The organism is Vibrio sp. JZG120, assembly GCF_053890955.1.
In genome coordinates this window covers 1,325,547-1,340,771 of sequence record NZ_JBSRRK010000001.1, presented here as the reverse complement: position 1 = coordinate 1,340,771, position 15,225 = coordinate 1,325,547, and the positions used below count along the sequence as shown (strand labels likewise).

Below are 15,225 nucleotides of genomic sequence, written 5' to 3'. Positions count from 1 at the left end.
CTAACTATATTCCCTGAATACTTAGCTGAATTTACTTTTCAGCATTAAAAACAGAAAGTAAGTACTGCCTAAAATAGCGACCAATGTGCCAGCTGCGACCTGACTTGGATAAATAGCGATTTGTCCCAGCCAATCTGCCCACAACATTAGGGTTGCACCAATTAAGGCTCCGACACTTAGTTGCTCTTTCACTTTTCTTGCTCCTAACATCATCGCCATATGGGGAGCGACCAAGCCAACAAAAGATATCGGACCAACTGTAGCGGTAGAAAAGGCGCATAATAAAGCAACGATGGTGAGCATTAGCGTATTGGCTACGGTGGGGTTAAGTCCTCGTGCATTTGAGAATTGTCGTCCGATGGAAATTAATGTTAGCCAGCGAGAAATCGCGAATACAGCGGTAAGCAGAACCATTATTGCCAAACATAGCATCAGTGCGGTGTCGGCTGTGACTCGATAAATTGAACCAGTTAGCCACAATAAAATTTTGTAACTGTCACCAGAACCTTGAGCTAGCGAAAATTGAACAAGGGCTTCTAATAGTGCCGTTAGTGCTATGCCGGACAACACGAAGTTAGATGGATTAAAATGGCTTCGTTTACCGATAATCAGCAATAACATCAATACGGACATACTTCCGAAAAAAGCGATACCCCAGTTAAATGCGGAGAGAAGTGACCCAGCGATGACTCCTGTCGTAATAATGGCAAACGTGGCTCCGGAAGACACACCGAGAATATCTGGGCTGGCCAGAGGGTTGTAAACAATGCGTTGCAAAATGATTCCGGCAACGGATAGCGCAATACCGACAGAAAGTGCGGTTAGCATTCGCGGCCAGCGTAATTGCCATTGGAACTCCCCTGGCACGGACCATTGGATCCCGTTTATACCATGGGTAACGAATGAGTAAGCTAGAATCCCAACCAGACTGAATAGCGCAATGCTGCATACCGCGCGTTTAGAAAGCGCCGTTTTTCCTTGGCTCATTGAAAGGTTAAGTTGATCGGTTGCCGTCAGCTTTTTACGAGTAAACCAAATTAAAGCGGGAGCGCCAATAGCTGCAGCCGCTACGCCGCTAGGAATGGTTTCCTCTAACCATAAGCTTAGCGAGATGGCGGCAGAGTCGGTGATGATTAATAGCATTGCGCCCATTAGCATGCTGCTGATCAATTCGTCGCGCGGTGTTCTTGCCCCCATCGCTCTGGCAATATTGGGGGTCAGTAATCCGATGAAACTGATGATCCCAATGGCGGTGATTGAGGCTGATACCAGCCAAATACCCATCACCATTAACGCACCAAACGCGGGTAATACCGCTAAGCCTCGGGCTGCTGCGCCTTCTTGTCCCAGTTTCATTAAGGTCAGAATACGTGGTGCGACGATCAAAATTACGATTGCAATAGCAGAGCGAGGCAATAACCACTCAAACCAATCCCAGCTGTATTGAGAAAGGTCTCCTGCTCCCCACATAAAAATATTCTGTGCGAACTGGGCGTTTAAAATAATAATGGCTGTGGCGATAGAACCGAGCAAGATATTGATCACCATCCCTGAAACGACTAGTGGTAAACCCGTCATATTACGCACACCGGCAATAGATACGATCAGGCCAAACGCCACTAAGGCGCCTACCATTGCGGCTAATGCAGAGTAGTCGGCTACCCAATCAACAAACCAAATGTTTACCACGACTAATGCAAGCCAAGCCCCAGAAGAGGTGCCAAGAGTCAAAGGAGAGGTGAGGTTATTCTGCGTTAATTGCTGCATTAAGCTGCCAGTGAGACCAAGCATGGCACCAACAAGCAGAGTAATACTTAACCTAGGAAGCTGAGCTTGCGTAAAAAATACGTCACGAAATTCGCTCGCTACCTCTGGTTTTGTTAATAATTGCCACTGTTCGAAGAGTGATAAATTAGTGTCAATTTGTAGACTAAAGACGCTAAGTAACGTAATCAGCGCCAGATAACCAATATAATGTTTCGTTCTCATTGCTTTGGTGCCAACTCTATTAGACTGTCGGTAATCGCTTCAGCGGTGTATTGCAAAGACATAGCACCGCCATACGCCCACACTGCTCTGACTGAATTTACCCGCTGCTTCTTTACAAACGGCATCGCTTGCCAAAGTGGCGAATCTTTCAGTTTGCGTTCTTCTGGGAAAGGTTGTACGTAGAGAACATAGCTGTTGTGAAGGTTTTGAAGTCGATTAATCCGATCTTGCTTTACCCCCCACGCACGTGGGGCCTCTTTAATTGGAGCCTGTAATCCCAGTTTTCTGACCACGTAGTCAGTGGTGGAGTTTTCGGTTGCAAGTAATACAGTATTCGGGGTTGAAAATCGCATCACAAGAACACTGAGTGGTTCAGAGTAATAGTGGCGAATTCGCTGGCGCATCTGCGCAAATGAAGCATCTAATTCTGCCAGTTTCTGTTCAGCAAGAGCCTCTTTATTGAATAGCTTGCCGAGCGTACGAAAGTGACGAATAGCAGTCTCGGCCGCAGCCTCATTTTCAGAAAAATTAGGTAAATATATAACCGGAGCAATTTGTTTGAGTAACGGAATCAAGTCTTGCTGTGGAGACGCAGCAAGGATGACATCTGGCTTCAAGCTGGCGATTTTTTCTAAGTTGGGCTCTGCTCGGGTTCCAATATCTTCAATTGACTCTGGTGCAGTTGGATTGACGACCCATTGGCGGTAGCCTGGTAAATTTGGGGCTGCGATTGGTTCTACGTTTAGCGCCAAAACTTGTTCTAAGATGTCCCAGTTTAAGGCAACAACGCGTTGTGGCGCTTGCTCAAAACTATGCTCACCATATTCATCGGTAACGGTGATGACTGCATTTGCATTAGTCATAAAAAATGCCAACAGAAAAGCAGATTGTGTAACCACAGTAAGTAAACGAGCTATTATGCGCATACAACAGCCACCTTTTGGCTCGCCAATGTGTTGGCTGGAGTTGGATGATCAATGAGCTTAATCGGTGACTCATACAACTCAGAAAGGCGCTCCTCATCTAGCAACATGTCGGCGTTGCCTTCGAACGCAATTTGACCTTTCTTGAGCGCAACAATGTGGGTTGCATAGCGCAGTGCTAAGTTCAAATCGTGCAGGATCACGATAATGCCTACGTTCTCGGTTCTATTTAGCTCTGCAAGTAGCGCCATCAGTTGAAATTGATGGTGAACATCGAGCGCGGAGGTCGGTTCATCTAGGATCAAAATTGGTGATTGTTGAGCCAACAGCATAGACACCCAAGCGCGTTGGCGCTCGCCGCCCGATAAGTCATCCGCCAAAGCTTGAGCAAAAGGTGTAACTCCTGTTCGTTCCATAGCCTGCGTGATGATCTGTTTGTCTTCGGTTTTCCAACGACCAAGTGCCCCACGCCACGGAAAGCGACCTAAGCGCACTAGCTCTTCTACCGTTAAACCAGCCGAAGAGGGCAGCTTTTGTGGCAAATAGGCGATCTGTTTTGCCAACTCTTTGGTTTTGAGTGATGAAAGGGAAGTATCGTTTAGTGTTACCGTGCCTTTATCTGGTGGCATTTGACCAGAAAGCAGGTTCACCAGTGTCGACTTACCTGAACCGTTATGGCCTAAAACGACCGTTAGCTCATTTGTTGGGATGTTAAGTTGTTCGATGCCGAGGATCTGACGTCCACCTCGTACGATCTCAATATTAGACAGTTGAAACATGGATGGCTCTTAGGAGAAAACTCCCCTCAATAGAGGGGAGTAGAAGTACAATTACCAGCGGTAGTTTGCGTTTAGCATAACAGAGCGAGACTGGCCGTAGTAACACCAGTAATCGCAACCTGAAACAAACTCTTTATCTAGGATGTTGTTCACGTTTAGCTGTGCTTGCCACTGTGAAGTGATGTCGTAAGTGACTGACGCATCCCAAAGAGTGACAGAAGGAACCGTTAGGTTCGAGCTCTTAGGGTTATCTTTTGACTCACCTACGTAGCGCACACCAGTACCGATATTGAGGCCTGGAATCAGGCTGTAGGCGCTGTAGTCTACCCATGCAGAAGCTTGGTGCTCAGGAATAAGTGCGGCTTGTTTTTTACCTTGGCCAAAGCTCTCATCTGTTTTCGCTTTAGTGTAGGTGTAGCTTGCCATCAGTTTTAGATCGTCTGTTAGCTGCGCCGTGCTTTCTAGCTCAATACCTTGAGATGTCACTTCACCTGTTTGTGTCGCAATCCATGTTGATGGGTTAGTGACCAATGCATTCTTTTGCGTGATGTCGAACCATGCAAGGTTGATAAAGCCATCCATAAAGCTTGGCTCATACTTTACACCCACTTCTACTTGCTCGCCTTCCAGCGGTTTGTAAAGTTCATTGGTTGCCGCATCAATAGTGCTGATCACTTCAAACGACTGAGAGTAGTTTGCGTAAGGTGACAGGCCATTGTTTGCAAGGTACATCACACCCGCACTTAGAGAGAGCTGACCATCATCACGAGATTCACTTTGATCAACGGTAGCGCCTTTGCCAGAGTTTTCTGTTTTCACCCAGTCGTAACGAGCACCGATGTTACCAATCCACTGTTCATGCAGTTTCAATTGGTATTGTGAATAGAGACTTGCTTGAGATTTCTCAATCTCACGTTTCACGTTGTTGGCAGGATCAAGCGGGGTGAAGTTGCCGTAAACTGGGTTCCACGGATTGATGGTGCCAAATGCGTAGTTGTCTTGCTCGTCGCCATCGGTTTTGTGGAATTGCAGATCCATACCGATAAGCACTGTGTGCTCTGCGTTGTCTGTCATCCAGTTGCCGACAGCATTGTTATCGAACGTGATGCTCTGGTTTTTTCCGTCACGGAATACGATGCCTTGCGTTAACTCTTCTTTTGCTGGATCGTTGTTTGAGAACGCGTAAGAGCTGCGCAAGTACAACTCATTGGAGCCGTAGTTGAGGTTTTGCGAGAATGACCACGTGTCATTGATGTCGTGCTCTAGTAAGTAACCTAGAGAAAACTGCGTGCGTTCGTATTTATCGTAGTTTGGCTGACCAAGGTTAGTCGAAGGATCGATTTTGCCAAAGTTAGAACCAATCAGAGTACCTGCTGCCGGGAAGAATGGGTTAGTTGGTACACCGTCATCATGAAGGTAAGTAGCCAAAACGGTCAGCATTGTACGGTCAGAAATGTCGAACTCGACACTTGGCGCTAGGTAGAAACGCTCGTTATTTGTGCCGTCCAGTTCACCGTCTTGGCTTGTCATCAAGCCAACCAAACGATAGCGCACGGTGCCTGCGTCGTTTGCTTCGTCAGCAATGTCAAAACCTACGGATTGGTGTTGGTTGTTGCCAACTTCGACTTTTACTTCGCCTTGAGGCGTAAACGTTGGTTTTTTCTGCACCGCATTCACGATACCGCCTGGTGCCGATTCACCAAACAGAATAGCTGATGGGCCTTTAACGATTTCTACACTTTCTAGGCCGTAAGGTTCGACTAACCATGTGTAGTAACCATCGCGGAATAGGCGGTTGCCGTTTAGGTAAGTCGCAGCATCAAAACCGCGAACTTTGAACCAATCGGTGTCGTTGTCGGCGCCATAAGGCTGAGCGGTTACGCCAGATGTGTAGCGTAATGCTTCGTCCAATTTTTGCGGTGCACGAACACGAAGTTCATCTTCAGAAATGATAGATACGCTGCGCGGCGTTTCTGCCGCAGGGGTTTCTACTTTAAGTGCTTGCGCGGTGACCGTAATGGTCTCCATTGCAATAATGTCATCTTGTACAACGTCTTCTTGAGCTTGTGCTGTGAATGCAACCACTGCTGCTGTTGGTGCCAAAGCACAGACCAACGCGTTACGGATCGCGATGGCCAGTAAGTTATTCTTTGTCATAAATATATTCCCGACAATTATGATTAACGCTAAGCTTAATTGTAATTATTATCATTTGAACTTTTGTTTCGGTATTTTACTGACTTTTGTATCAAAAGATAGTAAAACGTTCGCAAATTCATTCGCGGTACTTAAAGTCGTTGTTATGTTCAATTGGTTTGAAAAACTGACCCAACCCTTTCCCCAGATGGAAACCGAAAAGCCACCGAAGACACTTTTTGGCTTCTGTCGCTTTTACACTCGTGGCTTTGAAGCCCCTTTACTTGTCATGGCTGTGTTCAGTGCGCTTATTGCCATTACTGAGGTGACGCTGTTGCGTTATATGGGTGAGCTCGTCGATATTCTCTCTAATCAAGATCGCGCAACATTCTGGCAAGACCAGGGTGATCGCATGCTAATGATGCTGTTCTTAGTGGCGGTTGTGATGCCAGCTCTCGGTTTTGTCCACTCAATGGTGATGCACCAAACGTTATTGGGTAACTACCCGATGTCTATCCGTTGGTTGATTCACCGTTACTTGCTAAAACAAGCGGTTGGATTTTTCCAACGTGACTTTGCAGGCCGAGTTGCGACCAAAGTGATGCAAAGTGCGTTAGCGGTACGAGAAACGGTCATGAAGTTGGTGGATGTACTGGTTTATATCAGCGTTTATTTTCTTTCGATGCTTTGGATGATGGGCGAGGCCGATGGTTTGCTGATGTTGCCTATTGTGATTTGGATAGGGATGTACGCGGTTATCCAGTTCTACTTTATCCCTAAAATGAAACAAGTAGCGACAGAGCAAGCGGATGCTCGTTCTGTAATGACTGGGCGCATTGTCGATTCTTACACCAACATTTCTACCATAAAACTATTCGCGCACTCGCAACGAGAGTTGGAATACGCAGAAAGCAGCATGAAGCAATTTTTGGTGACGGTTTACCGCCAAATGCGCATGGTGACTTGTTTGCTGTTTAGTGTTGATGCCATCAACTATTTACTGCTGATGTCTATCAGTGCCATTTCGGTTTATTTATGGCTAGATCACGCTGTAACAATTGGTGCTATTGCGATTGCCATTAGTATTGCGTTGCGCATACAAGGAATGTCGAAGTGGATCATGTGGGAAGTTAGCGCATTGTTTGAAAACATCGGTACGGTAGTGGACGGTATTAATACGATTTCAAACGACGTTGAAGTGAAAGACATACCAAATGCCAAGCCTCTGCAAATCTCTCAAGGTGAGATCTGCTTTGATCACGTAGGTTTTAACTACAGTGATGAAAAGGCGGTATTTGAGAACTTGAATCTGACTATCAAACCGGGCGAAAAAGTCGGCATTGTCGGTCGCTCTGGGGCAGGCAAATCCACGTTGGTTAACCTGTTGCTGCGTTTTTACGACGTAAATACGGGGAAAATTTGTATTGATGGACAGGACATTTCTCAAGTCGAACAAGAGTCGCTGCGCCAACACATCGGTATGATCACGCAAGACACCTCTTTGCTGCATCGTTCAATTAAAGAGAACATTCTTTACGGTGATCCAGATGCTTCAATGGATGCCGTTATCGCAGCTGCTGAAAAAGCACATGCTCATGATTTCATTCAATCTCTACGAGACGAGCAAGGTAACGTTGGTTATGACGTTGAAGTGGGAGAACGCGGCGTGAAGTTGTCTGGCGGTCAGCGTCAACGTGTGGCGATTGCTCGCGTGCTGCTGAAAAACGCACCAATTTTGATCATGGACGAAGCAACGTCTGCACTTGATTCAGAAGTGGAGTCGGCAATTCAAGAAAACCTTGAAGTTCTGATGGAAGAAAAAACAGTGATTGCGATTGCTCACCGTTTATCAACGATTGCCGCGATGGATCGTTTGATTGTGATGGATGACGGCAAAATCATTGAGCAAGGCTCACACCACGAGCTGCTGCAATTGGGTGGTGTTTACGCTCAGTTGTGGAAGCATCAAACCGGCGGCTTTTTGTCTGAGCAAAGTGATGCTCAACTGCAAGTCATCTAATATGACGCTATACGAAAGAGGAGCAAATGCTCCTCTTTTTTATGTCTGCCGTTTATACCGAGTGAGTAGGCGTCAATGGGTGACGTTTACTTGTGATTATTCATTGAGTTAGGCCAACTTAATGATGGTTATGTTTATAACTGACTGTCGTTCTTGCATTTTTTACGCTTTTTTTACGCGAACTCCGAATTGGCTTTTGCTAAAGTTTCTGCATCGAATTTTGGTTGATGTACTTTATGTTTGCTCATTGGCGAGATAACACATTTCTCTTTTCTGCCATCGTGATTGTTGGCGCGGTTGTGGCCTCATGGCTGTTAGACCAATTGTTTGGCTCTACCGCTGCGGTCCTGCTGATTTTGCAGTTAGCAGTCGTGGTGGTGGCATTTCAATGCAACTCGCGATTCGCTTATGCGGCGGCGGTGATCGAAGCGCTGAGCTTCAACTTCTTTTTCACGACGCCTCGTTACTCTTTACAGATGTTTCGTCCGGAAGACATTTTTAATCTAGTCGTGTTTATGGTGGTGGCATTTATCACCAGCACTTTTGCAGATCTTTATCGTCGCCAGCAGGGCGAGTTAAAACAAACCAAGCTGCAAAACAGCATCCTGCTATCGGTATCACATGATCTACGCACACCTCTGGCAACCATTATTGGAACATTGACCACACTCAACGAGTACATGACCAAACTCAATGACTTAGAGCGTAAAGAATTGCTCGACAGTGCGACTTCAGAAAGCCACCGCTTGCATCAATATATAGAGAACTTGTTACAGGCGACTAAGCTCCAGCACGGCACATTAAAAATAACCCAAAAAGATGAACCTATTGCGGATATTGTGCGGGATGCGGTTTCTCGTTTGCCAAACGACACCGAGAAAGTATCCATGAATATGGATGATTCCGTTGGTTATTTATCAGTAAGTCGTTCGCTTATCGAACAAGCGATCTTCAATGTGCTGGATAATGCCATGCGATTTTCGCCAGAGAATGAATCTGTTGAGGTTTCTCTTTCTAAGCAGGGTTCGTCGTGCGTGATTGATGTTCGGGACATGGGGATTGGCATCAAAGCTGAAGATGCGGAAAAAATATTCAGCCTTTTCTATTCCGGTGCGAACAACAAATCGGCCGATTCAGGCACCGGAATGGGACTCGCGGTTGCCAAAGGCATCATCACCGCGCACCAAGGAGAGATTCAATCTATGCCAGTATCAGAAGGGACGCTGATCCGCATTCGACTTCCACTCAATCAAGGAGCAGAGCAGGCGTGAGTTACAAAGTTTTAGTCGTGGACGATGAGCCTCGCATTCATACCTTTATTCGAATTTCGCTGTCTGCTGAAGGGTTTGATTACATTGGCGCGAGTACCATTGCAGAAGCCAAAGCGTGTTTCGAAGCGCATTCGCCACACGTCATTCTGCTAGATTTAGGCTTGCCCGACGGCGATGGGACGGAGTTTCTCACTACACTTCGTCAGACGCATAAAACGCCAGTGCTAGTGCTGACAGCTCGCGATCAAGAAGAGGAAAAAATCCGCCTTTTAGAAGCGGGCGCGAATGATTACTTGAGCAAGCCTTTTGGCGTAAAAGAGCTCATCGCGCGCATCAAAGTGCTGGTTCGAGATTTGGTGGATGAGCAAACCGTCGCTGATGAGCTGGTGGCTGGCCGAGTCAAAATCATCAAAAGTACTCACCAATTTTGGTTGGATCAGAGGGAAATTCCACTCACCAAGAAAGAGTTTTCTTTCATTGAACAGTTGATTCTCAAGCCGGGAAAACTCATTGAGCAAACTCATTTGCTAGTGGTGATTTGGGGAAAAAGTCATGTCGAAGATACTCACTACTTACGCGTGCTAGTGAGTCAACTACGCAAAAAACTGAACGATAGTGCTGACGAACAGCGACTTTTAAAAACCGAGCCGGGGCTGGGTTATCGTTTAGTGCTTGAGACGTCCAAGCACCACTAAAGTCCAAATTTAATCAACGTTAATGCCAAGGTTTAGTGCTGGTTATCGGCACTCGAACAGGATTCGTGTTGCCTATTTTCCGTGACGGAAAATCAGTCTAGTCCTTAACGCATTAGCATTTTCTATACATAAAACACAGTTAGGGATTGATATGGCTCACTTTACAGTAATTGGTTTAGGGCGATTTGGCGTTGCCGCCAGCTTAGAACTTATTCATCTTGGACACACGGTAACGGGAGTGGATAGCGGCCCGAAAATCGTCGAAAAATACGTCGAAGAGTTAACGCAAGCGGTCATATGTGACGCAACAGACGAAGGCGCACTCAGAGAGTTAGCGTTAGCGAACAGTGATGTGGTGTTGGTGGCGATTGGCGAAGACATGCAAGCCAGTTTGTTGTGTACGCTGGCGCTGAAAAATTTAGGCGTGAAATCTATTTGGGTCAAAGCGAGCACCAAAGCACACCACACCATCGTATCTAAGCTGGGTGTACAACGCATTATTCATCCGGAAGAGGAGATGGGCGTAAGAGTCGCGCAGGCACTCAACTATCCGATGGTGAACAACTATTTGGAAATGGGGCATGGTTTGTATGTGGTGGAAATCCACGTTAAATCCAATCTGCACGATACGCCGCTTTCTAAGTTGATCAGCCGAGGCAGTTACAACATTCAGCCTATCTTGGTGAAGCGCGAAGAAGCCGTCTACACCAATATCAATGATGAGTTTGTGCTTAATGAGTTCGACACGCTGTTGCTTTGTGGTAGTCGCGCTGAGCTGAAATACGTCGCTCCGAGGTTGGTGTAACATGGTTTTGTGGCATCCCTCTATTATCCCGATCGAGCGAAAACCCAAAGCGGGCAAAAAATTGTTGGGCGCACCGCCGCTGATACTTAGCCTCAGCTTTGCGTGCTTGATCATGCTCGGCACAGTTTTACTCAAACTGCCGATTGCCACCACAGAGCCCATCACTTGGATTCAAAGCTTGTTTACTGCGACATCGGCCATTACGGTGACGGGATTAGTTGTGGTAGACACGGGCACGGCGTTTACGCCTTTTGGGCAAGGGGTTATCGCTTTCCTGATTCAATGTGGTGGCCTAGGTTTAATGACGTTTGCCATCGTGACCTTGCTGGCTCTGGGCGGAAAAATTGGCTTTTTGGAGAGAGCCGTCGCGAGAGAGGCGTTCAACCAAACTGACTCATCGACACTCATTGCCACCGCTAAATCTGTATTGATGTTCGCTCTGCTCGTTGAACTTATTGGTTTCACTATTTTGAGCGTTTATTGGAGTGAAGAGCTGGGCTGGAAAACCAGTTTGTTCCATGGTTTCTTCTACACCATCAGTGCGTTTAACAATGCAGGTTTTGCGTTGAGTGCCGATAGCTTAATGCCTTACGTGGACGACCCGGTCGTTAACTTCACCATTACCAGTTTGTTCATTATTGGTGGTTTAGGCTTCTCGGTTTGGATTGACTTAAAACGCAATCGCCGTTGGCACCGACTCACCGTTTACAGTCGAATGATGATCTTAGGCACGGTGATCATTAACGTGGTGGCACTTATCGCGATTTACCTGATCGAATATGACAACCCCAACACGCTTGCCCCGTTGAGCGAAGCAGGGAAATGGTGGGCATCGTGGTTTCAAGCGGTGACGCCAAGAACGGCAGGGTTCAACACTTTAGCTATCGATCAGTTGGAAGATGCCACAACGGCGATCATTCTGGTGTTGATGTTTATCGGCGGAGGATCATTGAGCACGGCAAGTGGTATTAAAGTTGTGACATTTATGGTGTTAGTCTTGGCAACTTACAGCTATTTACGTCGTGATGAAGCAACCTATGCCTTTCAACGTGAGATTCCCAAAGAGACCATCAGCAAAGCATTGGCGCTGACTCTGATCTCGGTGGGTGTGACTTGGTTTGCCATCTTCACGCTGTTACTGACAGAGAAAGCGTCTATGTTAGACATTATGTTCGAAGCGGTCTCGGCACTGGGTACGGTTGGTTTGTCGCGAGGCTTAACGGGCAGTTTGTCCGAACCGGGTGAGTTAGTGATCATCTTCATGATGTTTATGGGACGATTAGGCCCCCTTACTTTGGCGTACTTCTTAGCCAGTCCAAGAAAGAAAAAAGCGCGTTACGCGAGCACTAAATTGGCAATAGGGTAAATGGGCTAACTCGAAGAAAGTGAGCAAAAGGCTAGGCAAAAGAGGAGTAACTGCTCCTCTTTTTGTGCTCGTTGTAGCCACGAAACTGTATACGGTTGCCTCTCTCACAACAATTTATGATTCATCTCTATTTTTTATCATTTATAAATTGTCGTTTTTGAGGTGTTGTCCAGAATGGCATTATCCACGTGCAACATAAGATTGCCGGGAATAAAAATAATTACAATACTGCCTTACTGGAAGATACATGAAAATCAAACCCCTCCCACCTTTAAATAGCCTCGTTGCGTTTGAAGCGTCGGCGCGGCACTTGAGTTTTACGTTAGCCGCTGACGAGCTAAACGTGACCCAAGGTGCTATCAGTCGCCAAATTAGACAATTAGAAGAATACTTAGGCAAGGCTATGTTCACGAGAGCCAATCGAAGCATTAACTTAACGCCTACAGGTCTTCAATATTATCAAGCCGTCAGCCAATCTTTGCTCGATATTGCTCAAATCACGGGTGAAGTGAAGAAGTGGCAGGGCGAACAAAAGATCACGGTTGCGACGACAAACGCAATGGCCGCTTTGTGGTTGTTGCCTAAGGTCGCTCAATTTCAAAATGAACATGATGACATCGATATAAGGATTTTGGCCTCAGATAATGTGTTGGACTTACGCCGATTAGATTGCGATATCGCCTTGTTTTATTGTCGCACGCCACCTGCGGAAATGGATGTGACAACGCTATTTTCAGAAGAGGTATTCCCTGTGTGTAGCCCGCTTTATTTAGAGAAAATCGGCCAGCCTAGTGAGCCAGAAGAAATCTTCAATAAAACGTTACTCTATCTGGAAGAGTCTCAAAGAGACTGGGTGAATTGGGAGCAGTGGTTTGCGAGTGTAGGGTTGCCAAATATTTCGCCTCGTAATCGCATGAACATCAACAACTATCCAATGCTGTTACAAGCGGCAATTAATGGTCAGGGCATCGCGTTAGCTTGGGGCTCATTAGTGGACGACTATTTACAAAGCGGTGCTTTGGTTAGGCCAGTCGAACACGTTCTTTCAACTCCCTCTAATTTTTCTATGCTTGAACCTAAAAATAGAGGTTTAATCCCAGCAAGCGTCAAACGTTTTAGAGAATGGCTTTTGCATCAGTTGCCAGATGAAGTGGGTGACCGAGGCCTAGCCTAAATCAATAAGCAGAGAAAAGAACAGAGTTTGGTCATGTTAAAAAAGCGGGAATATCAGTTCCCGCTTTGTTTGAATTGATTGGATGAAATGACGCACTAAGTGAGTGCTGGTCCTTGATTGAGTGTCGAATCATCTTTCAGCGAGGATGTTGAAGTAATAGGTTCAGAAGCTACCGTTTTGCTTTCAACAAGCGGTTCAACAGGACCATCAAGTTTCTCTTGCTCTGGATGAACATGCTCAGGAAGCATTGCCCATGGCTTAGGTTCGCGTCGAATACTATGGAACAGCGTTAAGCTCATCACCGCGATAAAAATCGCGATAGGGAAACCGGCAATAATGGAGGCCGTTTGCATTGCTTTTAACCCTCCTGCATATAGAAGCACTCCCGCAATGGCGGCGATCATGATCCCCCATAGTACCCGTATAGACGTGGGAGGTTCACTGTGTCCAGCGGCATCGAGGGTACATAGAACTAGGGTACCCGAGTCCGCGGAGGTAATGAAATAAGTACCGAGTAATAAACACGCAAGTACGCTAAGTAGTTTACCAAACATACCTGTATCTAGGTTGTCGAATAGCGTAAACAAAGCGCGTGTCGTATCAGCTTTGGTCGCTTCAAGAATCGGGCCGCCAGAAAAATCTGCAGGTGGTGTTTGTTTGGCTTCTTGTGCCGCAGTGACTTGCTCTTGATGAGCAATACGAGCGTCTTGCTCTACCTTTAACGCTGCGCCACCAAATACTGAAATCCATAAAAACGTGATCAGCGTAGGAACTATGAGAGCACCGCCGATAAGCTCACGTATTGTGCGCCCTTTAGAGATACGAGCCACAAACATGCCAACGAAAGGTGCCCAAGTCATCCACCAAGGCCAGTAATAAGCCGTCCACCAGTTTTGCCAGCCAGAGTCATTCTGTGCATCGCTCCATAAGCTCATACCGACAATGTTTTGTGCATAAAGCCCCGTGCTTTCAAGTAGCGTATTTAAGATATAGCGAGTTGGGCCAATGTAAAGTACAACTAGCACGAGTGCGAGTGAAAGCAGCATATTCCATTCTGATAAACGGCGAATACCTTTTCCTACACCAGATAGCACCGACGCAACCGCACAAGTACAAAGGGAAACGATAATAAAGAGTTGAATCCCCAAACTAATGTCTAGACCAAAGGCTTGATTCAAACCAGAGTTTATTTGGATAACTCCCATCCCCAAGGTTTGAGAGATACCGAAAGCAGTCACCGCGACTGTTAGGATATCAACCGTGTGCCCGATAGGCCCATAAATACGATCGCCAATCAAAGGGTACAAGATAGAGCGTAGGGTAAAAGGCAGATCTTTACGGTAGGAAAAGTAGGCTAATGCGAGTGCAACAATGATAAAGACAGACCAAGGATGTAGACCCCAGTGAAAGAATGTCAGTTTCATTGATGTTGTTGCGGCTTCATTGGTCAGGCCTTGAGTAAATGGGTTGTCAGCGTAATGCCACATCGGTTCGGCGACCGACCAGAAAATTAAGCCTATCCCCATGCCTCCGGAAAAAAGCATGGATACCCAAGACAAATAACTAAACTCTGGTTTTTCGTCATCTTTACTCAAACGAATATGTCCATATCGACTAACCATAAGATAAAGAAGAAAACCGACAACGAGTGAAACAAGTCCGATGTAAAACCACTTCATATTCTGCAGCAAAATGCCGGAAATCGTTTCGAAGTATTGGCCCGCTTGGTTGGCGAGAATGGCGCAGAAAAGTACAAAACCGATAACGACGATCTTTGATGCGATAGTCACAGTCGGATTGAGTCCTTTCAATATCCCAGATGTTGCTCTCATAGGCATCCCTCACAGTGCTTTTGTTTTAGCGTTATTGTTTGTTGCGTTATTGTTAATTTTTGAAAGAGAGTAGAGAGAGGGCTTTTGTGTTTCAACTGATTAATACTCATCGGTTAATGAGTATTAATCATGACAAGAAGAACCTTGTTAATTAAAAGGTTATTTTGTTGTTCGAGATCAATGCATGAATGACAAAAACTCATCCAAACCCGGCGAAAAAGTCGTTTGTTTGTTG

The 15,225-nt window shown here is 46.1% G+C and carries 11 protein-coding genes; 6 read left to right on the top strand and 5 right to left on the bottom strand.

Annotated elements, in window-relative coordinates:
* Positions 1–21 precede the first annotated feature (21 nt).
* The 4 genes from fhuB to ACWPOD_RS05790 are packed head-to-tail and all read right to left on the bottom strand — an operon-like array spanning position 22 to position 5,848.
* A complete protein-coding gene (fhuB, locus tag ACWPOD_RS05805; RefSeq protein WP_256965680.1) occupies positions 22–1,989 on the bottom strand; it encodes a Fe(3+)-hydroxamate ABC transporter permease FhuB in 1,968 nt (655 codons plus the stop codon).
* Entirely contained in the window at positions 1,986–2,915 is a 930-nt protein-coding gene (locus tag ACWPOD_RS05800) for an iron-siderophore ABC transporter substrate-binding protein (RefSeq protein ID WP_114322809.1), read from the bottom strand. Before ACWPOD_RS05800 ends, fhuB begins: the two co-directional genes overlap by 4 nt.
* Positions 2,906–3,691 (bottom strand): ABC transporter ATP-binding protein, encoded by a 786-nt coding sequence (locus tag ACWPOD_RS05795; protein ID WP_139059206.1) that lies wholly within the window; start codon positions 3,689–3,691, stop codon positions 2,906–2,908. Before ACWPOD_RS05795 ends, ACWPOD_RS05800 begins: the two co-directional genes overlap by 10 nt.
* A gap of 51 nt (positions 3,692–3,742) precedes the next feature.
* Positions 3,743–5,848, bottom strand: coding sequence for a TonB-dependent siderophore receptor (locus ACWPOD_RS05790; protein ID WP_456231652.1), 2,106 nt, complete (start codon positions 5,846–5,848; stop codon positions 3,743–3,745).
* Positions 5,849–5,993: 145 nt separating this feature from the next.
* Here ACWPOD_RS05790 and ACWPOD_RS05785 point away from each other — a divergent pair, with 145 nt between their 5' ends.
* From ACWPOD_RS05785 to ACWPOD_RS05760, 6 genes are all read left to right on the top strand, one after another.
* A complete protein-coding gene (locus ACWPOD_RS05785) occupies positions 5,994–7,847 on the top strand; it encodes an ABC transporter ATP-binding protein (RefSeq protein WP_456231651.1) in 1,854 nt (617 codons plus the stop codon).
* A 236-nt stretch (positions 7,848–8,083) separates the two neighbouring features.
* Positions 8,084–9,118 carry a sensor histidine kinase gene (locus tag ACWPOD_RS05780; protein WP_174856118.1) on the top strand — a complete coding sequence of 345 codons (1,035 nt, stop codon included), beginning with the start codon at positions 8,084–8,086 and terminating at the stop codon, positions 9,116–9,118.
* Positions 9,115–9,813 carry a response regulator transcription factor gene (locus tag ACWPOD_RS05775; RefSeq protein WP_025627053.1) on the top strand — a complete coding sequence of 233 codons (699 nt, stop codon included), beginning with the start codon at positions 9,115–9,117 and terminating at the stop codon, positions 9,811–9,813. The genes ACWPOD_RS05780 and ACWPOD_RS05775 overlap by 4 nt, the downstream gene beginning before the upstream one ends.
* A gap of 151 nt (positions 9,814–9,964) precedes the next feature.
* Positions 9,965–10,618: a potassium channel family protein gene (locus ACWPOD_RS05770; RefSeq protein WP_456231650.1), complete on the top strand. Its 654-nt coding sequence runs from the start codon at positions 9,965–9,967 to the stop codon at positions 10,616–10,618.
* A gap of 1 nt (position 10,619) precedes the next feature.
* Positions 10,620–11,984: a TrkH family potassium uptake protein gene (locus ACWPOD_RS05765; protein WP_167427703.1), complete on the top strand. Its 1,365-nt coding sequence runs from the start codon at positions 10,620–10,622 to the stop codon at positions 11,982–11,984.
* A 247-nt stretch (positions 11,985–12,231) separates the two neighbouring features.
* A complete protein-coding gene (locus tag ACWPOD_RS05760; protein ID WP_005392445.1) occupies positions 12,232–13,158 on the top strand; it encodes a LysR substrate-binding domain-containing protein in 927 nt (308 codons plus the stop codon).
* A gap of 95 nt (positions 13,159–13,253) precedes the next feature.
* Here ACWPOD_RS05760 and ACWPOD_RS05755 read toward each other — a convergent pair whose 3' ends face one another.
* Positions 13,254–14,990, bottom strand: coding sequence for a BCCT family transporter (locus tag ACWPOD_RS05755; RefSeq protein ID WP_048625350.1), 1,737 nt, complete (start codon positions 14,988–14,990; stop codon positions 13,254–13,256).
* Positions 14,991–15,225: the final 235 nt, after the last annotated feature.